Here is an 18,244-nt window from a genome sequence, read left to right as displayed (position 1 = left end):
CGTTATTCGTTGGGGATCAGGCGGCCTCGCTGAACTGCAAACTCGCCAGCCGGGCATAGAGGCCGTTCTGCCCGATGAGGCCGCCATGCGTGCCGCTCTCGACGATCTGTCCGTCGTTCATCACGATGATCCGCTTCGCCGCTCGCACGGTGGCGAGGCGGTGCGCGATGACCAAAGTGGTGCGCTGCGCCATCAGCCGCTCAAGTGCATCCTGGACGAGGCGTTCGCTCTCCGCGTCGAGCGCGCTGGTCGCCTCGTCGAGCAGCAGGATCGGCGCGTCGCGCAGCAGCGCGCGGGCGATCGCGATGCGCTGGCGCTGGCCGCCAGACAGGCGTGCACCGCCTTCGCCCATGAAGGTGTTCAGCCCATCGGGAAGCTTGCGCAGGAATTCGGCGGCATTGGCGGCCTCGGCGGCGGCCCAGAGCTCGTCGTCGCCTGCTTCCCATTTGCCATAGCGCAAATTGTCTCGCGCCGACGCGCCGAAGATCACCGTTTCCTGCGGCACCATCGCGATGCGGCGGCGGATTTCGGCCGGATCGGCCTGGGGCAGGGGCACGCCGTCCATGCGAATCTCGCCCGCATCGGGATCGTAGAAACGCTGAATCAGCTGGAACAGGGTCGTCTTGCCCGCACCAGACGGTCCGACCACCGCGACGGTCTCGCCCGGCGCGATGGCGAGCGAGAAATCGGACAGTGCCGACACTTCGCGACGAGTCGGATAATGGAACCGGACATGATCGAACTCGATCGCGCCGCGTTCCGGCAAGGGCAGCGACGTCGGATTGGCCGGCGGCGCGATCTCGGGCCGCTCATTGAGGAGCTCGCCGAGCCGACCGGCGGCGCCCGCGCCACGCAGAAGGTCGCCATAAACCTCGGTCAGCGCACCGAATGCGCCGGCGACAATTCCGCCGGTCAGCACGAATGCGGCGATCGACCCGCCGCTGATCCGGCCCGCCGCGACATCGACCGCGCCCTCCCACAGTACCAGGGTGATCGAGCCGAAGATCATGCAGATGACGATCGCGGTCATCACCGCGCGGGTGGCGATGCGCCGACGTGCCGCTGCAAAAGTTGCCGCGACCGCGTCGGAGAAGCGCGTCGCCTCGCGACTTTCCTGGCCGAACGCCTGGACGATCTTCATCGCGCCGAGCGTTTCGGTCGCAATCGATCCGACATCGGCGACGCGGTCCTGCGACGCGCGCGACTGATTGCGCACGCGACGGCCGAGCAAGGTCATCGGCAGGATGATCGCCGGGATGCCAAGCATGAGCATACCGGCGAGCTTGGGCGAGATGGCGAAGAGATAGATCAGGCCGCCGATGCCGGTGAAGCTGTTGCGCAGTGCGACCGACACGGTCGTGCCGACCACCTGTTCGATCAGCGTCGTGTCGGAGGTCAGGCGCGAAGCGATCTCCGACGGGCGATTCTCCTCGAAGAAACGCGGCGTCAGCGTGAGCAGATGGCGTTGGACCGAAGTGCGGATATCGGCGACCACTCGCTCGCCGAGCCAGGAAACGTAATAGAAACGCAGCGCGGTCGCGAGCGCGAGCACGACGACGATCATCAACAGATAATGGAAGGACGAGGCGACCGCATCGGTCTGGCCCACGCCGAAACCGCGATCGATCACCCGCTTGAAACCATAGGGAATCGCGATCGTCGCCGCAGAGGTGGTGATCAGTGCAAAACCGGCAATAGCGATCTGGCGCGGATAGCGCGATGCATGGTGCCACACCATGGCCAGGTCGCCCAGCCGGCGCTTGGTGACGGGGTCGCCCGACGCGGCGGCAGGAGCGGGGATCGCGGGAGCGATCTGCGGAGTTTCAGCCATCGCCAGCGCCTAGCAGGACGAGGGCAGTCTCTCAACGGGCGATACTTATCGTTGGGGATGATCGTTTTGGGGTTACCGTTTGGGTATTGATTGCTTGTGCTGCACTGCACCACTATGTCGGTATGTCGAAGTAACCGTTTTCAGATTATAAGGGCGCCCATGCTTTACAATGCCTATGAAATGCAGCGGTCGATGCTGGCGGGCGCCAGCGCGTTCGCTGATTTCAGCGCCGGAATGCTGTCGAATCCGGCCAATCCATTCGCCTATTTCGGCGGTGGTCCGATCATAGGCTCCGCGCTGGAGGTGTTCGCGCACGCCTCGGCGCCGCGCGGCAAGCCGGCCTTCGGGCTCGACCACATTGCGATCGACGGGCGCAACGTGCCGGTGGTCGAGGAAGTCGTGCTGCGTAAGCCGTTCGGCCAGTTGAAGCGCTTCGTACGCGAAGGCGTCGAGGGCCAGCCCAAATTGCTCATCGTCGCGCCGATGTCCGGTCATTATGCCACGCTGCTGCGCGGTACGGTCGAGCGCATGCTGCCGGTCGCCGATGTGTATATCACCGACTGGCGCGACGCGAAGCTGGTGCCGCTGTCGGACGGCAAGTTCGACCTCGACGATTATATCGACTATCTGGTCGAATTCCTTGAAGTCATTGGCAAATCGACCGACGGAAAGCCCGCACACATGCTCGCGGTCTGCCAGCCATCGGTGCCCTGCTATGCCGCCGCCTGCCTGATGAGCGCGGACAAGCACCCCTATCGTCCCAAGACGCTGACCATGATGGGCGGCCCGATCGACACCCGCGAAGCGCCAACCGCAGTCAACACGCTGGCCACCGAGCGGCCCTATTCTTGGTTCGAACAGAATGTCATCGCGACTATCCCGGCGACCTATCCCGGCGCCGGCCGTCGCGTTTATCCCGGTTTCCTGCAGCTTGCCGGCTTCATGACGATGAACCTCGGCAATCACATGATGTCGCATTGGGAGATGTTTAAACATCTCGTCCAGGGCGATGAAGAGGGTGCGGATTCGACCAAGGATTTCTACGAGGAATATCGCTCGGTTTGCGACATGACCGCTGAATTCTACCTGCAGACGATCGATGTCGTGTTCCAGGCGCATGCGCTGCCCAACGGCACGATGACGCATCGCGGCCGCAAGGTCGATCCGGCGTCGATCACCGATATTGGCATTCTCGCGATCGAGGGTGAACGCGACGATATTTCAGGAATCGGTCAGACCAAGGCCGCGCTGACTATCGCGACCAAGCTGCCCGCTTCGAAGAAGAAATACATGATGGCCGAGGGTGCGGGGCATTACGGCATTTTCAACGGCAGCAAATGGCGCACCAAGATCGCGCCCGTGCTGGAAGAGTGGATGAAGAAGAACGGCTGAGTCCCGGTGCGCATATCGGTTTCCGAACGCGCCCCTCAACCGTCACCCCAGCCCTCGCTGGGATGACGATAGTGACTCGGGATAACGAGGGAATGTGAGGTCAGGCCGCGGTCGTCTCGACCTTGGCGTGGCTGCCTTCCTCGCTTTTGTCGATCTTGCCACCGAACAGCATCTTGACCTTGCCGGCGAGCGACAGGTCGCTTTCCCACAGCTCTGCGCTGTCGATGTCGAAACGGATCAGCGCGAGATTGGGGTCGTCCTTGCCGCCCTGGAACCAGGCTTCGACCGGTTTCGACCAGAGCTTTTCGATCATCGCGAAATCATTGTCGTGGCGCACGCTGCCTGACAGGCAGGCGAAGAAATCATGCCCCTTGGACACGAACTGCGCCATCGCGGCGCCGCCGTTGATCAGGCGATTGTCCTTGCCGACGAAGAAGTACAACGTGTCGACCTGATCCTTGTCGAGCTGCGCGGTCAGCGGTTCGCTATGCTCGCCACTGTCGGTCAGGCCAATCATCAGGAACGGGCTGTCGGACATCTTGTCCCATAGGGTCTGCTTGATTGCTGCGGTGTCGGTCATGATGAGCTCCTCTAAGTATCGAGGACACAACGCTTCTTGATGCTCAGGTTTCCGCAGGCAACCCTAATTCATCGATATAAGGTTTGGGCCGGGGATCAGGTCCGAAGCGATTGTCGCCTGGAGTTTCAGGAAGGAATAACAGGATCAGGGGAACAAGGATGGCGCCCACGAAGACCACGGAGAGGGTAATCGTCCAAGGCGTCCACGCCACTGTTCGCGCGAAGGTACCGAAGCGGATGGTTGGGCCACCCTCGCCGACAGGCAGCGCCAAGATGGCAGCGATAGGTATTGCAGCGATGCCGTAAGTCATCGCCCACCACCCGGAGCGATCCTGATCGTGAAGTCGCCGGACGAACAGGGCTATCCAGGGAAATCCCCAAACGACCGACCATATAATGCTCGCCGACGACAAAAATCTCGATACCGGCGACGGGCCGTCTGTCGTGACTGTCAGGACATTTGCCAGCATCGTGAGGAGTTGGAACGCGACAACTTGCGTTCGGGTTGACCGGCCATCGAACTTGAAGGCGTCGGTGAATGTCCGAAATGCAAGTCGGAAGGAAAGCCTGTTGCTCATCGCGGAAGAGGGCGCCCTCGTCGGATTAATGCGTCAATCGCATCCTGCGTTTTCTTCATCACGCAACTTTACTCGTTCACGTTTCACTGTGCAAATTCATGCATAGCTCACCACCTCGAACTCGATCCCGTCCGGATCGAGGAAATAGAAGCGGCGCCCGGGCGCGTAGTCACCATGCGAGAAGGGCTCGAGCCCCAGTGCGATGACGCGCTTTTCGACCTCATCGAGGTCGTCGACCAGCACGCCGATATGGTTGAGCGGCTCACCTTTGGGATAACGCTTGGTGGGGTGCTGACCATGTGGCCCGGTGTAGAAGGCGATATAGTCGGTCTCGTTGCCGACATGGATGGTGAAGCCGCCGTCGCGTGCGGGACCGCGCCAGCGCTCCTCCCAGCCGAACAGCATTTCCGCCATATGCGCCGAGCGTTCGGGATCGCTGACCGTCAGATTGGCGTGTTCGAGTTGTGCGTGCGTCATAGGGTCGGGCTCCTTATTGCCGATTCGGGTTGACGCAGGCCTTTTGCAACCTCAACCTAAGTTGAGGTCAAGCTATTTTCGAAAGGCTCGGACATGCGGGCAAACGACATCATTTCGATCGGCGATCTCGCCGCCCGTGCCGGCGTATCGGTATCGGCAATCCGCTTCTATGAGGCGAAGGGTCTGCTCAGCCCATTTCGAAACGCGGGCCGGCAACGGCGTTTCCTGCGCTCCGACATCCGCCGCCTGTCGTTTATCCTGATCGCGCAGCAGCTCGGCTTGTCGATCGAGGCGATCAGGGCGGAGCTGGCGAAACTGCCGGGCGAACGCACGCCCAATGCGAGCGATTGGCGACAGATGAGCGCCGGCATGCGCATCATGCTCGACGATCGGATCGCGGCGCTGACCCGGACCCGCGACCTGCTCGATGGCTGTATCGGCTGCGGCTGCCTGTCGCTCAGGAAATGCGCATTGTACAATCCTGGGGACCGCGCCGCCGCGAAGGGAGCGGGGCCGCGTTATGTGATCGGTGACCGAGTCGGCGAGTAGTTTTCATCTGAAACATTCAGGATGAAAGGTGCTCGTCGGACAATAAGAAAGAGCGAGCCGGTTCAAGCCCGGCAAGCGCTAATTTCCAGAAATCCTGCAATGGTTGAATCGGCATCACCGGCAGTGCTGTCGAAAGTGTCGGGCAGAGATATGTTACACCCATATGTAACATATCTCTGGCCGAGGCCCCATCAATAAAATCATTTTATATCAGTAATCTAGAACCCTATTCGATAGCCATTGCACGGGCGTTGTCGAGATGGTGGTGGCAAGAGCTGCGCGTCCGATGATCAAGTCGCAAATGTTTGAGCCCCGGTCGCTGACGCGGCCGGGGCTCATATTTTCTCCCATTGTGTCAACGACGCAGTGGTACAGAATCTGACTTGTCGGCCGCTCAAAGCACCTCGAACAGACCGGCGGCACCCTGGCCGCCACCGATGCACATCGTCACGACGACGTACTTCGCGCGGCGGCGCTTGCCTTCGATCAGCGCATGGCCGGTCGCGCGCGCGCCGGTCATGCCATAAGGATGGCCGATCGAGATCGCGCCGCCGCTGACGTTGAGCAGTTCGTCAGGAATGCCGAGCTTGTCGCGGCAATACAGTACCTGCACCGCGAATGCTTCGTTCAGCTCCCACAGGCCGATATCGTCCATTTTCAGGCCGAAACGCTGCAGCAGCTTGGGGATCGCGACGACCGGGCCGATGCCCATTTCGTCGGGCTCGGTGCCGCCGACCGCCATGCCGACATAGCGGCCAAGCGGGGTCAGGCCGCGCTTCGACGCGATCGCTTCTTCCATCAGCACGCTCGCCGACGAACCGTCGGACAGCTGGCTGGCGTTGCCGGCGGTGACGTTCATGCCCGGACCCATTACCGGCTGCAGCGCCTTCAGGCCCTCCAGCGTGGTTTCGGGCCGGTTGCCTTCGTCCTTGCTGAGCGTCACTTCCTTGTAAGTGACCTCCTTGGTCTCCTTGTTGACGATCGCCATGTTCGCGGTGACCGGCACGATTTCCTTGTCGTAATAACCCGCGGCCTGGGCGGCGGCGGTACGCATCTGCGACTGATAGGCATATTCGTCGCACGCATCGCGGCTGATGCCGTAGCGCTTGGCGACGACTTCGGCCGTGCCGAGCATCGGCATGTACACGTCCTTGTGCATCGCGATCAGTTCGGGGTCGGGCGCGACGCGCATCTGCGGGGTCTGGACGAGCGAAATGCTCTCCACGCCGCCGCCGATGGTGATGTCCATGTTATCGGTGATGATCTGCTTTGCCGCGGTGGCGATCGCCATCAGGCCCGACGCGCATTGGCGGTCGATCGACATGCCGGCGACCGAGACGGGCAGTCCGGCGCGGAGCAACGATGTGCGTGCGATATTGCCGGCCTGGTGACCCTGCTGCAGCGCGCAGCCGAACACCACGTCATCGACCTCGGCGCCATCGATCCCGGCGCGCTCGACCGCCGCCTTGATCGAATGGCTGGCGAGCGTCGGGGCAGGGGTGTTGTTGAACGCACCGCGATAGGCGCGGCCGATCGGGGTACGGGCGGTGGAGACGATGACGGCGGAACGCATGGGTGGTTATCCTTTTTGTGATCGTCACCCCAGCGAAGGCTGGGGTCTCCCGGTTGGCTGATGCTTCGGCCCTAACCTGGAGATGCCAGCCTGCGCCGACATGACGGTGATGGGTTGGGCGTCAAACGAAAATCTGGCTGATCCATTCGGCGATCATCGCCGGCTTGTCCTCACCCTCGATCTCGACGGTGAATTCGTTGGTCTGCTGCCACTGGCCGGGGCGCTTTTCGGCGAATTCGATCAGCTTGAAACGGCCGCGCACGCGCTTGCCGGAGCGGACGGGCGTCAGGAAGCGGACTTTGTTGCCGCCATAGTTCACGCCCATCTTCACGCCGTCGATCTTCACCGGATCGATGATCTTGGACGACAGCAAAGGCATCAGCGACAAAGTCAGGAAACCATGCGCGATGGTCCCGCCGAACGGCGTCATCTTGGCCATTTCCGGGTTCACATGGATGAACTGATGGTCGCCGGTCGCGTCGGCGAACTTGTCGATCATCTCCTGGCTCACCTCGACCCAGTCGGAAACGGATTCGGTGCCGATCCGGCCCGCCATTTCCTGTACGCTGATCGTCGTCATCGCATTCCTTTCGCGCCTGCTCGCTGTTGCGGGTCAGATAGGCGTCGTCACCCCATTTCGGCAAGCCTCGACCGACCGTAAACCGGAAGATCGTTGATACCGTAGCGTCGGGCGCTGCAAATCCGCGTGCCTTGGGACGGGAAATAGCGAACCCTATATTCAAAAACCTGCGCCGCGCGGCTCGACTTGACCCACGCCACGGAGTCGGGCGAGGTTTGTCCGCGGCGAATCGCCGTTTAATCGGGGGATTAGGGGCATGAGGATCAAGGTTGCGACCGGCGCGATGGCGCTGAGCATGGCAGTAGCGCTGGGCGCGCCTGCGCATGCGCAGAACGATGCGGCGCAGCGCCTTCCACCCGCGCTCGTTCAGTTCGAAAAGGGATTGCACAAGCAGAAGGGCGATGTGGCGATACCGGGCGCCAAGGCGGTGCTGCATCTCGGCGACAATTACTATTTCCTCGGTCCGGACGAAGCGAAGAAGGTGCTGACCGATGTGTGGGGCAATCCGCCTGCCGCGGTCAGCGACGTGCTCGGCCTGGTCCTGCCCGCCGACAAGACAGTGACCGACAATATCTGGGGCGCGGTCGTCACTTACGAACCATCGGGTTATGTCCCGGACAGCGACGCCGCGACCGCCGACTATAATCAGGTACTGGCCGATGTGCGCAGCGGCGAGGTCGAGCGCAACGCTGCGCGCAAACAGGCCGGTTACCCCGAATCCCACCTGGTCGGCTGGGCGCAGCCGCCCGCCTATGACGCCAGGCGGCACGCGCTGATCTGGGCGCGTGATTTCCGCGTCGACGGCGACCAGGTGGATTCGCTCAATTACGATGTTCGCCTGCTTGGACGGCGCGGCGTACTCAGCCTCAATATGGTGTCGGATATGGGCCATCTCGCCGAGGTGCGCGACGCTGCGGCCATTTTCGGCAAGGCGGCGACGTTCTCGCCCGGCGCGACCTATGCCGATTTCGATTCGAACATCGACAAAAAGGCCGAATATGGCCTGGCCGGCCTGGTTGCCGCCGGCGTCGGCGTGGCTGCGGCGAAGAAGCTCGGCTTCCTCGCGCTGGTCCTTGGCTTCGGCAAGAAATTCATCATCCTGCTGCTCGTCGCCGGCGCGGCGATCGGACGCTGGGCCAAGGGCCTGTTCGGCAAACCCAAAGACCCCGACATGATTTGATCGCCTAGGACGGCGGTTTGGCGACGAACTTGCCGGCTTCATAGCTTGCGCCGAAATACACATCGACGCTGTGTATCTGGCCGTCATGGACGGTCAGATATTCCGTGTTGCGAAACTGCGCGCCGCCATCGGCCGTGACAAGATAGGTCACGAACGCTCCCTGAGCATCGCTCGTCACGCGCTCTATGTCGAAACTGGTGAAGCGATCGCCATTGGGCCAGCAGCGTTCGAAAAAGGCGGCGCGGTCGATCGCGTCGTCATAGGGGCTGGTGAACGTGAAGTCATCCGCCAGCAGCGCCTCGCTGTCGGCACGGCGGCGATCGCGAAATGCCTCGCACTGGGCGCGCACGATCGCTTCGTGGCTGTCCTGTTCGGTCATGAATGCCCATCCTGATCGACCGCCGAACGGTCATGCGACAGCACAGGGGGCCCTTTTGCTTCGGGCGGCGGTGCCTTCACTCTAGGCTTCACCGGTTCCACCGGTTCCTCGGTGGGATAGGGATAGATCATCCCGCCCTGCGGCGCGGCGGTGAATGCAGTCTGGGTCGGATAGGCGAGCTCGATATCCTCGTTGTTGAAACGTCGAATTATCGCGAGGCCGACGGCGTTGCGCGCGTTGAAGAAATCCTCGAACGCGGCGGTCTCGGAATCAAACTCCAGGTCGAAATCATAGCTGTTGGCGCCGAAGTTGAGGAATCCGGCGCGTACGAACTTGTATCCGCATCCCTCGACGACTTCTTTGAGCATGTCAGACAGGCGGTCCATTACCTCGATCGGCGTCCATTGCACCAGTGTGAGCGTGAATTTGACCCGCCGATAAGCGCGCTGCGTATTGTTGAGGATTTCCTTGTCGAGCAGGTTCTTGTTGGCGATGATCCGCTCTTCCCCGGTGGGGGCGCGGATCCGCGTCGATTTCAGTCCGATCGCCTCGACCGTGCCCGACGATGTGTCATAGGTGATCGCGTCGCCGCGCCGGAACGGCCGGTCGAAGATGATCGCCAGTGCCGCGAACAGATCGGCAAAGATGCCTTGCGCGGCGAGGCCGATGGCGATGCCACCGACACCCAGGCCGGCGACCAGGCCAGTGACGTTTACCCCGAGATTGTCGAGCACGACGATCAGCGCGATCGCGAACAGCGCGAAGGTCACGAGCAGGCGGATGATGCCCATCGCGCTGCCCAGCGCCTCGCCCGAATAATGCTCCGATTGGGTGCGATGCTCGATCGTGCCGAGGATGATCTCGCGCGCCCAGATCGCTGCCTGGAACACGGCGGAAAGGGTGAACAGGAAATTGATCGTCGTGGAGATTTGGGGGGGCGCATTGGCATAGCCGCTGACCAGTTTCGCCGCGACCATGATGATGAAGAAATTGCCGGTCTTACCGATCGCCTGGCCGAACACCTTGCCCCAGCCGGCTGTCCCCGGGCTGCGCTCGCACAATTTGTTACCAAGGTGGCGCGCGAAATGAAGCGCCAGTACGATTGCGGTAGCGACACCGATTGCGATGATGATTTGTAACCAATGGGTCTGAACCCAGACGAGGCTGACATTGACGAGGCTCTGCGCCTGGTCGTCAAAGCTCGTTGAATCGATCTTGCGCGCCGAAGCGGCGGCGGTGATGTTGCTGCTTGCCATGCCGGGGGACCTAGGCGGCCTTGGCGTTGGGGCCAAGTCTTTCGGATTCGAGGAAATCGATCAGGCCGCGCTCGGCTCGCGACAGATGTTGCCCGCGACGGGGCAGCGCGCAGCCCTCGCGGAACACCGTCTGCCCGTCCTTGACCAGCGCGATCAGCGCGGGATGGACATAGGATTTACGCGCGATGGCCGGCGTGTTGCCAAGGGCCTCGGTGACCGGCTCGAGCATCGTCTTCAGGCTGATGTCGCGGTCAGCACAGGCCAGTGCCTCGAACGCAAGCACGCTTGCGCTCCAGGTGCGGAAATGCTTGGCCGTATAATCCTCGCCCATCGCCTCGCGGATATAGTCGTTGACGTCGGACGACGTGACCGGCCGCGCCTCGCCGTCGCTGGCGAGCCAGCGGAACAGATGCTGGCCGGGCAAGTCCGAACATTTCTTGACGAAGCGGCTGAGCGACCGGTCGGTGATGGTCAGCACGCGCAGCTTGCCCGACTTGGCCTTGTATTGAAGTTTCAGCGTCTGGCCCCTGAGCTTGGCGTGGCGCTTGCGCAGGGTGGTCGCGCCAAAGCTCTTATTCGCCTTCACATATCCTTCATTGCCGATCCGCACATGGCCCAGATCGAGCAACCGAACGATCGCCGCGACCGCCGTTTCCTTGCCGATGCCACGGCGCTTGAGATCCTTTTCGACGCGGGCACGCAGCTTGGGCAAGTCGCGGCCGAACGGCGCGCACAGCTCATACTTGGCGGATTCCTGCGCCTCGCGGAATTCGGCGTGATAGCGATATTGCTTGCGGGCTTTCTCGTCCCAGCCGACCGCCTGGATATGGCCATTGGCCTTCGGGCAATACCACGCGTCACGATAGGCGGGCGGGAGGCCGACCGCGTTGAGCCGGTCGATCTCGTCGCGATCGGTGATGCGCTTGCCGTCGGTGTCGAAATATCCCCAGCCATGGCGCATCTTCTTGCGCGTGATGCCGGGCTCGCTGTCGTCGCAATAGATGATCTTCGCCATGCGACGGGAAATGCGCGGGGCAGGGAGGAGGTTCCGTTCGTTCACTCCTCCCCGGCACGGGGAGGGGGACCATGCACGGCATGGTGGAGGGGGTGGGCCGGCAACGTTCCGCTTGGGGAGCGCCCCCTCCCCGTGTCGGGGAGGAGTTTTATTGAATTGACCCATTTCTGTGCCGGCCGCTCGACCAGATGGTAGAGCGCGACCGAGCTCCCGAGCACGAGCAACAGGAACAGCGCGACCAGTATCGGCGGGACCGCGCGCGGATCGTCGACCAGCGCGAGCTTGAACACCACGAACAGCAGGAAGTGACCGAGATAGGTCGCATAGCTGATCTCGCCGAGATAATGCAGCGCGCCATTGTCGAGCGGATTGCGCCGTATGCCAGAGGTCAGTGCCAGCGCCAGCAGCAGCGCAGCGAACAGCGCGGGCACCGCAAGCGTTTCGGGCATGCCCGCCGCCCAGAGCAGCGCGATCACTAGCGCGATCATCGCCGAAATGGTCGCCGGTGTGCCCGGACGCGCTTTCCACCTTACCCAGAGCGCACAGATCGCGGTCCCGGCGGCGAATTCGATCACGCAACGGATCAGCCCGAAGCGCGGGATATCTGTGCCCAGCGTCGGCGCGCCACCGCGCGCCATCGTCGCATGCAGCAGTACGATCAGCGACATGATCGCGGCCAGAACCGCCCAACTCGGCACGCGCCGCCAGTCGATCGCCAGGGTGAGCAGCGGGAAGAGCAGGTAGGCGCCCAGCTCCGTGCTGATCGACCAGCTTGGATCGTTCCAGCTCAGCTGTCCGGTGAACCCCCAATTCTGCACCAGTGCGATGTGCAGCGGGAGTTCGCGTAATGGATAATCCGCCTCGTCCAGGCGCCCGGTCGCGGTGAATAACAAGGCAAGGCCGACCGCGCACCCGAGCATGAATAGATGCAGCGGCCAGATCCGCGCGATACGCTTGTGCAGGAAGCCGGGCATCGCGGCGAACCCGACGTCGCGGAACTTCTCGCCCCAGCTCAACCAGATCACGAAGCCCGAGAGCAGGAAGAAGAAATCGACCGCCAAATATCCTTTGGCGAAGAAACCGACCCAAGACGCGGGCAGGCCGGCGATCGACAGGCGGATATGATAAAGCACGACGAACCACGCCGCGATGCCGCGCATGCTGGTCAGCGCACGCAGTTCGTGTTTTGCGATCATGCCAACCATCAGGGCAGGATCGGCTCAAGCGCCGCCGGGCGTTGTTTGCGGATCGGTCGCCATGCCTCTTCGCGGCGCTTGCGCTCGAGATAGGTGTCGAGCCCGATCTGCGCCCCCATCAGCATATAGACAAAGGGCTGGAAGGCGATCGCGATGAACGCCGCGCCGAGCAGATAGACGATGTGCCCGCTTTGCAGTGCGCTGGCGAGTGGCGCGATCCATTCCTGACCCGGCAGGGGCTTGCGGTAACGCCGCCGCACCACTTCCATGCGCACGATGCCTGTCACATTGATGATCAGCCACAGCACCAGGCCGGGATAACCCTGTTCGCCGAGCATTTCGAAATAGGCGCTGTGGAATGCGCGAGCCTTGTCGACCGTCAGTTTCTTCTCGACCGTTTGCTGCCCGTCGACATTCTCGACCTTTTCGGTGTCGTAGCGGATCTGGTTCTGGCGGTACATTTCGAAACCGCCGCCGAACGGATGGATCTTGGCGTACTCCATCGTCCATTTCCACACCGCAAGCCGGGTCGATGCGGATTCATCCGCCTTGTAGCTCTTGATCGTGCTCATCCGGTCGGTGAAGGTGCTGGGCAGGAACGGGATCGCCGCGACGCCCATCATCGCCAGTACGCCGATATAAAGTCCCTTGCGCTTGGTATCGCGGATCATCAGCGCGGCGAGCAAGCCGATGCACAACAACCCGGTGCGCGTCGAAGTGCCGACCGGGATCAGCAAACAGGCGAAGATCAGCGCGTAGCAAAAGCCCTTCACCTTCCAGTCGGGCTTGAAGATCGTGCCGTGGCGGGTGAACCACAGGATCACCGGGATGATCGCGATCGCCACCGCGGAGATTGTGCTCCCCTCATAGAGACCGGAGTTGTTGGTCACCATCAGGTTGAGTTCGCCATATCCGCCGCCGCCCGAAGCGATCGTCTTGATTCCGCCGACGATGATGATCGACGCCGCCGACAGAATCATGATCAGCAGCAGCGATTCGATGCGCAGTTTGGTGCGGAGCGTGAGCGGCAGGAACGCGGCGAAGGCCAGCGCCTTCCATACCCAGTCCCACTTATCGAGCGCCTCGATCGGGAAATCAGCCGACCGTGTCGTTTGGGAGCAGTAGAAGAGCAGCAGTACGATCAGGAACTGGCGCGGCGCGATGCGTGTGTCGCGCTTGTCGTCGATCAGCGCCCATGCCGCCACCGCCAGTCCTGCCGCGATCAGCGAGATCGGCACCGAATTGAGCATGAGATAGGTCAGCCGTTGCGGGCTGACGATGTCGATATAGACATAGACGAGCACGAACAGGAACGGCTTGCGAAAGCCGAGCGCGAAGAAGGACGCGAGGAAACCGACAAAGACGAGATCACGCACCGGGTTTTTCCCCCGGTCGCGGCTTGGCTTTGTGAATGTCGCCGGCGATATCGTTCGGACCCGGCTCGTGATCGAGATCGGGGCGGCGCAGCAACAGCCACGCGGCGAGCAGCATCAGGCCGTGGCTGATCGCGAGCGCGAGATTGTCGATCATGTCCTTCGCACGTGCCTTCAGCTGTCCTGATGCCTGGCTTAGCGCCTCCGGGTTGACGTGCCGTTAAACACTGTGTGGCAGTCACGCTGGCGATGCGCATCCTCCACGTCCTCGATCACGGTCTGCCGCTGCAGAGCGGTTATACCTTCCGCACCCGCGCCATCCTGAAAGCGCAGTTGCGCCGCGGGTGGCAGGTCGCGGCGGTTACCGGCCCGCGCCACGGCGCGAGCGACGTCATGTTCGAGCAGGTCGATGGAATCGATTTCCACCGCACGCCGCCGAAGAAGGACTGGCCGAGTCCATTTGGCGAACTGCGCGAGATCCACGGCTTCGCCAAGCGAATCGCGGCGGCGGTCGACGAATTCAAACCCGATATCCTCCACGCGCATTCGCCGGTGCTCGACGCGGTGGCCGCGCTGCGCGTCGCGCGCAAGCGCCGCCTGCCCCTGGTCTATGAGATCCGCGCTTTTTGGGAAGACGCGGCGGTCGGTAACGGCACCGGGCGCGAAGGGTCGCCGCGCTACCGCGCGACGCGTTCGCTCGAAACCTGGGCGGTGGGCAAGGCCGATGCGGTTGCGGTGATCTGCGAAGGCTTGCGCCGCGATCTGGTGGAGCGCGGTGTCGATCCGGCCAAGATCTTCGTCTCGCCCAATGGCGTCGACCTGACGGTATTTGGCGCGCCGCTCGAATATGATGCGCCGCTCGCGCTATCGCTCGGCCTCAACGGCGCCGAGGTGATTGGGTTCATCGGCAGCTTCTACGATTATGAAGGGCTCGACGACCTGATCGCGGCGATGCCCGCGCTGGTCGCCGCGCGACCCAAGGCGCATCTCGTACTGGTCGGTGGCGGCCCGATGGAGCAGGCGTTGCGCGCGCAAGCAGCGGCATCATCGGTCGCCAAACACATAAAATTCATCGGCCGTGTACCGCATACCGAGGTCGATCGTTATTACAGCGTAATCGATATCCTGGCCTATCCGCGCAAGCGTATGCGGCTGACCGATCTGGTTACCCCCTTGAAGCCGCTCGAGGCGATGGCGCAGCGCCGGCTGGTCGCGGCTTCTGATGTCGGCGGGCACCGCGAACTGATTCGCGACGGTGAAACCGGCACATTGTTTCCGCCCGACGACCCCGCCGCGATGGCGCGCGCGCTGGGTGGATTGCTCGGAGATCGGCATTTATGGGATGCGCGGCGGGAAAATGGCCGCGCGTTCGTTGAGGCGGAGCGCAATTGGCAGGTTAATATTGCTCGTTACGCTCCTGTTTACCAAAAACTTACCGACTCTGTTGCATCACGCGACTCATGGTCGCGCTTTCCCGTCGTAAACGCCTGAATTTCCCGCTCGCGCCGGTTATCGCCGCCGCCGTGGCCGCGCTTGCCGCTTTGGTCTTTGCGCTGCTGCCTGCGGACCTCCTCGGGCAAATCGTGCTCGACAGCGGTATCGCCGCGCTGGTGCCTGCCGCCGAACCGCCGCTTGGCGGCACCGCGCGCGCCGCGCTGATCCTCATCTTCGGCGGCGGACTCGGGCTGGTCGCCTGGTTCACCATGTTCCTGCTGGTTGGTGCACGGACCATTTCCTTCTCCGGCAAGGCCGGCGATGGCGTGCCGGTGCTGCGCCGCGCCGACGCGCATCCCGACGCTCCGGCGCGCCGCCCCGTCTTCGCCAACCAGGATCTCGGTACACCGTTCCTTGAGGTTCGCGCTCGCCCGATCCATGCCGTGGCCGAACCGGCGCTCGATCCGTTTATCGAATCGACCCCGGAATCTACCCCCGCGGCGATCGAGGACGCGGTATTCGAACCCGCTCCCCCCATCGATCAGGAACCGCTCGAACAGGATCTGCCGGCCGATCTCGACCAGCCATTATCGGCCTATGATCCGTCCGCTATTCCTGAAGAGCCGCTCGACTGGTTCCCGCCGTCGGCGCAAGTCATCATCGCATCGTCGCGGCCGCCGGTGTTCGACGCCAGCGAGCGGTTCGAGACCTTCGAACTGACCCCGATCACGCGTCCAGCGCCGGAGCCGGTTACCGAGTCCGCGCCTGGCACCGTCGCCGAGCTATCCGTTTTCGAACCTGTCGTCGTGCCGGCACCGCGCCGCGCGGTCGATTATGATTCGTCGGCCAGTATCCACGCCTTGCTCGATCGGCTCGAAAGGGGCGTTACGCGACGCGAGGCGGTCGCTGCCCCGCCCGCACCGCCGCCGCCACCGGCACCGCGCGAGGAATCGTTGCAGGACGCACTCGTCTCGCTCCGTCGGCTGGCGACCCGCGCGGGCTGAACCCTATTGCTCGACGGTCAGCGCCTCGAGTTCGATCACCACCTGATCCCCCGATCGCTGTATCGATTCGATCGCGACACTTGCCAGCAGATGTCCGTTCAGGTCGATCTCCGCCTCGGGTAAAGCGGTCAGCCAGGCGTCCAGCCGGGCCGATGCCGGTGCGCTCAACCTGATCGTGTGCCGTGCGCCGGAAAACGTTGCGCTGGCCCAGCGTGTCCAATCCGTCGCGCCGATGTCGATCGGGCACCGGGCAAGATCGGCGTCGCGTCCCAGTGCGCGGACCAGCAATGTCGCGGCATCGGGGCCCCGGCTCATCGTGACGCCCCCGAATCGATACGCATATCGATAAACGCCTCAATCCGCGCCGCCGTGCGCGATCCCGGCTCGCGACCGCCACGCAGGTCGCGCACCAGTCGCGAATCGTTCAGCGCCAGCCGCCCGAACTTCGTCTCGGCCATCCCGGTTTGCCGTAAATAGCGCTCGACCTTCCACAACACAGACATCTCCCGATCCTTCTCAACTCGCCCTCGACTCGGCTAATGTTCATGATCTGTTCCATCATTTCCAACTTGTCTAGGAAAATTCCTATGCTATTGATCCTGGATGGATGCGATTGACCCACGCACGGTGCTCGACGCGCTTGTCGCGGACAGCGGCGAGAGTTTTGCCGCGCTGTCGCGCATGCTCCGGCGCAATGACGCCTATCTCCAGCAATATGTGAAACGCGGCTCGCCGCGAGTACTGGCCGAGCGCGACCGTAAATTACTCGCCGCTTATTTCGGCGTGGATGAATCGGTACTCGGCGGCGCGACCAAGGCGCCAGCGCCATCGATCGTATCGGTACGCCGCCTCGATGTCGTGGCATCGGCCGGGCCGGGCGGACTGGTCGAGGAGGACAGGGCGATCGGCGACGCGCCGTTCGACCGCCGCCTGCTCGATACACTGGGTATCCGCGCCGGCACGCTCGCGATCATCCGCGCTCAGGGCGAATCGATGACGCCACTAATCGAGGATGGCGACCAGATCATGGTCGATGAGGGCGACCGGCGCGTCGCCGTCCGTGGTGGCGTCTATGTCATCCGGCTCGACGGTTCGCTGATGGTCAAGCGCGTCGCACGGGCGGGCGAGCAGTTCGCCATCACCAGCGATAATCCGGCATTTCCCGTGATGCCCGTCCGGGATGCGAACGAGGTGCAGGTAATAGGTCGCGTCGTATGGCTGTCACGCAGCCTGCGGTGATACTTCTCAAATCCCTTCCCTGAATGGAAGGGACTATAAGAAAACCTACCGCTCCCTTCCCGCCAACCAGATCCCCACCGCGATCACAACGCCGGCACCGACCCCCATCAGAAACCCCAGGGTAGGTTGGTCCAGGAACAATCCGACGCCCGCACCGACAACGGCGCCGACGGCGATCAGGAAACCGCCGGCGGCGGGGGTGCGGGGAGTATTTGTCATGGCGCCCGCTCTGCCATGTCCCACCACAGGACGCCAGCGTCCCGCAATGGGATGCGCAGGGCAGGGCGCGAACAAGCGTTTACCAATGTCTCCCGCCCATTTGCTGGCTCCGGCCGATCTGGCACGCGGATTGAAGGCACCCGTGCAGAGCCGCCGGGGAAATCCATGTCGTATATGCCGTATCTTGCCAGCCATGACGTTGCCGACGCCACCGACCTGATCGCGCGCTTCGGCGACGATGCCGGTTTCGAAGCGGCGGCGCGGGCCGACAAGAGCCGGGATATCGGCAATCAGCTTCATTTCTGCCGCTGGCGCCAGATCGAGCGGCTGATCCTTCTGCTCTCGGTCGATCGCGCGATCGGCACGATTCACTAAACTTAGCCGCTATCC

Annotated in this window: 22 protein-coding genes; 7 read left to right on the top strand and 15 right to left on the bottom strand. The window is 62.8% G+C overall.

Annotated features, from left to right (window positions below; all coding sequences use genetic code 11):
- Window positions 1–16: 16 nt before the first annotated feature.
- Window positions 17–1,831, bottom strand: a complete 1,815-nt coding sequence (locus ACVWZA_RS09565; protein ID WP_457310968.1) for an ABC transporter transmembrane domain-containing protein — start codon at window positions 1,829–1,831, stop codon at window positions 17–19.
- Between the two features lie 159 nt (window positions 1,832–1,990).
- Between ACVWZA_RS09565 and ACVWZA_RS09560 the strand changes: the two genes are divergently transcribed.
- Window positions 1,991–3,223 carry a polyhydroxyalkanoate depolymerase gene (locus ACVWZA_RS09560; RefSeq protein ID WP_457310967.1) on the top strand — a complete coding sequence of 411 codons (1,233 nt, stop codon included), beginning with the start codon at window positions 1,991–1,993 and terminating at the stop codon, window positions 3,221–3,223.
- A 100-nt stretch (window positions 3,224–3,323) separates the two neighbouring features.
- Here the strand turns inward: ACVWZA_RS09560 and ACVWZA_RS09555 are convergent, their stop codons facing one another.
- The 3 genes from ACVWZA_RS09555 to ACVWZA_RS09545 all read right to left on the bottom strand — a co-directional run bounded on the left by ACVWZA_RS09555 (window position 3,324) and on the right by ACVWZA_RS09545 (window position 4,857).
- Window positions 3,324–3,803 carry a pyridoxamine 5'-phosphate oxidase family protein gene (locus tag ACVWZA_RS09555; RefSeq protein WP_457310966.1) on the bottom strand — a complete coding sequence of 160 codons (480 nt, stop codon included), beginning with the start codon at window positions 3,801–3,803 and terminating at the stop codon, window positions 3,324–3,326.
- A 43-nt stretch (window positions 3,804–3,846) separates the two neighbouring features.
- A complete protein-coding gene (locus tag ACVWZA_RS09550; protein ID WP_457310965.1) occupies window positions 3,847–4,380 on the bottom strand; it encodes a DUF805 domain-containing protein in 534 nt (177 codons plus the stop codon).
- Between the two features lie 96 nt (window positions 4,381–4,476).
- On the bottom strand, window positions 4,477–4,857 hold the full coding sequence (locus ACVWZA_RS09545; RefSeq protein WP_457310964.1) for a VOC family protein: 381 nt from the start codon (window positions 4,855–4,857) through the stop codon (window positions 4,477–4,479).
- 93 nt (window positions 4,858–4,950) lie between these two features.
- Between ACVWZA_RS09545 and soxR the strand changes: the two genes are divergently transcribed.
- A complete protein-coding gene (soxR, locus tag ACVWZA_RS09540; protein WP_457310963.1) occupies window positions 4,951–5,406 on the top strand; it encodes a redox-sensitive transcriptional activator SoxR in 456 nt (151 codons plus the stop codon).
- 394 nt (window positions 5,407–5,800) lie between these two features.
- On the opposite strand, the gene ACVWZA_RS09535 is transcribed toward soxR, so the two are convergent.
- Together ACVWZA_RS09535 and ACVWZA_RS09530 are read right to left on the bottom strand one after the other, a co-directional pair.
- The gene (locus ACVWZA_RS09535) at window positions 5,801–6,979 is read right to left on the bottom strand and encodes an acetyl-CoA C-acyltransferase (protein WP_457310962.1); all 1,179 of its coding nucleotides are present in this window, start codon (window positions 6,977–6,979) and stop codon (window positions 5,801–5,803) included.
- A gap of 121 nt (window positions 6,980–7,100) precedes the next feature.
- Window positions 7,101–7,559, bottom strand: coding sequence for a MaoC family dehydratase (locus ACVWZA_RS09530; RefSeq protein WP_457310961.1), 459 nt, complete (start codon window positions 7,557–7,559; stop codon window positions 7,101–7,103).
- A gap of 256 nt (window positions 7,560–7,815) precedes the next feature.
- Here ACVWZA_RS09530 and ACVWZA_RS09525 point away from each other — a divergent pair, with 256 nt between their 5' ends.
- The gene (locus tag ACVWZA_RS09525) at window positions 7,816–8,739 is read left to right on the top strand and encodes a DUF2167 domain-containing protein (protein WP_457310960.1); all 924 of its coding nucleotides are present in this window, start codon (window positions 7,816–7,818) and stop codon (window positions 8,737–8,739) included.
- Window positions 8,740–8,743: 4 nt separating this feature from the next.
- Here the strand turns inward: ACVWZA_RS09525 and ACVWZA_RS09520 are convergent, their stop codons facing one another.
- The 6 genes from ACVWZA_RS09520 to ACVWZA_RS09495 are packed head-to-tail and all read right to left on the bottom strand — an operon-like array spanning window position 8,744 to window position 14,115.
- A complete protein-coding gene (locus ACVWZA_RS09520) occupies window positions 8,744–9,118 on the bottom strand; it encodes a nuclear transport factor 2 family protein (protein WP_457310959.1) in 375 nt (124 codons plus the stop codon).
- Entirely contained in the window at window positions 9,115–10,374 is a 1,260-nt protein-coding gene (locus ACVWZA_RS09515) for a mechanosensitive ion channel family protein (RefSeq protein WP_457310958.1), read from the bottom strand. The genes ACVWZA_RS09520 and ACVWZA_RS09515 overlap by 4 nt, the downstream gene beginning before the upstream one ends.
- A gap of 10 nt (window positions 10,375–10,384) precedes the next feature.
- Complete coding sequence (locus ACVWZA_RS09510; protein WP_457310957.1) at window positions 10,385–11,389, bottom strand: DNA topoisomerase IB; 1,005 nt, start codon at window positions 11,387–11,389, stop codon at window positions 10,385–10,387.
- A 41-nt stretch (window positions 11,390–11,430) separates the two neighbouring features.
- Window positions 11,431–12,585 (bottom strand): acyltransferase family protein, encoded by a 1,155-nt coding sequence (locus ACVWZA_RS09505; RefSeq protein WP_457310956.1) that lies wholly within the window; start codon window positions 12,583–12,585, stop codon window positions 11,431–11,433.
- 8 nt (window positions 12,586–12,593) lie between these two features.
- Window positions 12,594–13,961 (bottom strand): putative O-glycosylation ligase, exosortase A system-associated, encoded by a 1,368-nt coding sequence (locus tag ACVWZA_RS09500; RefSeq protein WP_457310955.1) that lies wholly within the window; start codon window positions 13,959–13,961, stop codon window positions 12,594–12,596.
- A complete protein-coding gene (locus ACVWZA_RS09495) occupies window positions 13,954–14,115 on the bottom strand; it encodes a hypothetical protein (RefSeq protein WP_457310954.1) in 162 nt (53 codons plus the stop codon). Before ACVWZA_RS09495 ends, ACVWZA_RS09500 begins: the two co-directional genes overlap by 8 nt.
- A gap of 92 nt (window positions 14,116–14,207) precedes the next feature.
- On the opposite strand from ACVWZA_RS09495, the gene ACVWZA_RS09490 reads away from it, so the two are divergent.
- Entirely contained in the window at window positions 14,208–15,449 is a 1,242-nt protein-coding gene (locus tag ACVWZA_RS09490) for a TIGR04063 family PEP-CTERM/XrtA system glycosyltransferase (RefSeq protein WP_457311153.1), read from the top strand.
- A complete protein-coding gene (locus tag ACVWZA_RS09485; RefSeq protein ID WP_457310953.1) occupies window positions 15,419–16,396 on the top strand; it encodes a hypothetical protein in 978 nt (325 codons plus the stop codon). Before ACVWZA_RS09490 ends, ACVWZA_RS09485 begins: the two co-directional genes overlap by 31 nt.
- A 3-nt stretch (window positions 16,397–16,399) precedes the next feature.
- Here the strand turns inward: ACVWZA_RS09485 and ACVWZA_RS09480 are convergent, their stop codons facing one another.
- Together ACVWZA_RS09480 and ACVWZA_RS09475 are read right to left on the bottom strand one after the other, a co-directional pair.
- Complete coding sequence (locus tag ACVWZA_RS09480) at window positions 16,400–16,711, bottom strand: hypothetical protein (protein WP_457310952.1); 312 nt, start codon at window positions 16,709–16,711, stop codon at window positions 16,400–16,402.
- Entirely contained in the window at window positions 16,708–16,899 is a 192-nt protein-coding gene (locus ACVWZA_RS09475; protein WP_457310951.1) for a hypothetical protein, read from the bottom strand. Before ACVWZA_RS09475 ends, ACVWZA_RS09480 begins: the two co-directional genes overlap by 4 nt.
- Before the next feature lie 100 nt (window positions 16,900–16,999).
- On the opposite strand from ACVWZA_RS09475, the gene ACVWZA_RS09470 reads away from it, so the two are divergent.
- Complete coding sequence (locus tag ACVWZA_RS09470; RefSeq protein WP_457310950.1) at window positions 17,000–17,635, top strand: S24 family peptidase; 636 nt, start codon at window positions 17,000–17,002, stop codon at window positions 17,633–17,635.
- A 45-nt stretch (window positions 17,636–17,680) separates the two neighbouring features.
- On the opposite strand, the gene ACVWZA_RS09465 is transcribed toward ACVWZA_RS09470, so the two are convergent.
- Complete coding sequence (locus ACVWZA_RS09465; protein WP_457310949.1) at window positions 17,681–17,854, bottom strand: hypothetical protein; 174 nt, start codon at window positions 17,852–17,854, stop codon at window positions 17,681–17,683.
- A 165-nt stretch (window positions 17,855–18,019) separates the two neighbouring features.
- On the opposite strand from ACVWZA_RS09465, the gene ACVWZA_RS09460 reads away from it, so the two are divergent.
- A complete protein-coding gene (locus ACVWZA_RS09460; RefSeq protein WP_183112261.1) occupies window positions 18,020–18,229 on the top strand; it encodes a hypothetical protein in 210 nt (69 codons plus the stop codon).
- Window positions 18,230–18,244 lie beyond the last annotated feature (15 nt).

Source organism: Sphingomonas sp. UYAg733, assembly GCF_054057355.1.
The sequence above is the reverse complement of the archived record's forward strand: the minus strand, read 5'-3'. Positions and strand labels throughout refer to the sequence as shown.

Excerpts from the sequence above, each read along its gene's own strand:
- ACVWZA_RS09555 (WP_457310966.1), bottom strand. The coding sequence starts at position 3,803 with ATGACCGACACCGCAGCAATCAAGCAGACCCTATGGGACAAGATGTCC.
- ACVWZA_RS09465 (WP_457310949.1), bottom strand. The coding sequence starts at position 17,854 with ATGACAAATACTCCCCGCACCCCCGCCGCCGGCGGTTTCCTGATCGCC.
- ACVWZA_RS09485 (WP_457310953.1), top strand. The coding sequence starts at position 15,419 with ATGGTCGCGCTTTCCCGTCGTAAACGCCTGAATTTCCCGCTCGCGCCG.
- ACVWZA_RS09560 (WP_457310967.1), top strand. The coding sequence starts at position 1,991 with ATGCTTTACAATGCCTATGAAATGCAGCGGTCGATGCTGGCGGGCGCC.
- ACVWZA_RS09510 (WP_457310957.1), bottom strand. The coding sequence starts at position 11,389 with ATGGCGAAGATCATCTATTGCGACGACAGCGAGCCCGGCATCACGCGC.
- ACVWZA_RS09515 (WP_457310958.1), bottom strand. The coding sequence starts at position 10,374 with ATGGCAAGCAGCAACATCACCGCCGCCGCTTCGGCGCGCAAGATCGAT.
- ACVWZA_RS09475 (WP_457310951.1), bottom strand. The coding sequence starts at position 16,899 with ATGTCTGTGTTGTGGAAGGTCGAGCGCTATTTACGGCAAACCGGGATG.
- ACVWZA_RS09530 (WP_457310961.1), bottom strand. The coding sequence starts at position 7,559 with ATGACGACGATCAGCGTACAGGAAATGGCGGGCCGGATCGGCACCGAA.
- ACVWZA_RS09495 (WP_457310954.1), bottom strand. The coding sequence starts at position 14,115 with ATGATCGACAATCTCGCGCTCGCGATCAGCCACGGCCTGATGCTGCTC.
- ACVWZA_RS09525 (WP_457310960.1), top strand. The coding sequence starts at position 7,816 with ATGAGGATCAAGGTTGCGACCGGCGCGATGGCGCTGAGCATGGCAGTA.
- ACVWZA_RS09480 (WP_457310952.1), bottom strand. The coding sequence starts at position 16,711 with ATGAGCCGGGGCCCCGATGCCGCGACATTGCTGGTCCGCGCACTGGGA.
- ACVWZA_RS09460 (WP_183112261.1), top strand. The coding sequence starts at position 18,020 with ATGTCGTATATGCCGTATCTTGCCAGCCATGACGTTGCCGACGCCACC.
- ACVWZA_RS09550 (WP_457310965.1), bottom strand. The coding sequence starts at position 4,380 with ATGAGCAACAGGCTTTCCTTCCGACTTGCATTTCGGACATTCACCGAC.
- ACVWZA_RS09535 (WP_457310962.1), bottom strand. The coding sequence starts at position 6,979 with ATGCGTTCCGCCGTCATCGTCTCCACCGCCCGTACCCCGATCGGCCGC.
- ACVWZA_RS09490 (WP_457311153.1), top strand. The coding sequence starts at position 14,208 with ATGCGCATCCTCCACGTCCTCGATCACGGTCTGCCGCTGCAGAGCGGT.
- ACVWZA_RS09545 (WP_457310964.1), bottom strand. The coding sequence starts at position 4,857 with ATGACGCACGCACAACTCGAACACGCCAATCTGACGGTCAGCGATCCC.
- ACVWZA_RS09565 (WP_457310968.1), bottom strand. The coding sequence starts at position 1,831 with ATGGCTGAAACTCCGCAGATCGCTCCCGCGATCCCCGCTCCTGCCGCC.
- ACVWZA_RS09520 (WP_457310959.1), bottom strand. The coding sequence starts at position 9,118 with ATGACCGAACAGGACAGCCACGAAGCGATCGTGCGCGCCCAGTGCGAG.
- ACVWZA_RS09505 (WP_457310956.1), bottom strand. The coding sequence starts at position 12,585 with ATGATCGCAAAACACGAACTGCGTGCGCTGACCAGCATGCGCGGCATC.
- ACVWZA_RS09470 (WP_457310950.1), top strand. The coding sequence starts at position 17,000 with ATGGATGCGATTGACCCACGCACGGTGCTCGACGCGCTTGTCGCGGAC.
- soxR (WP_457310963.1), top strand. The coding sequence starts at position 4,951 with ATGCGGGCAAACGACATCATTTCGATCGGCGATCTCGCCGCCCGTGCC.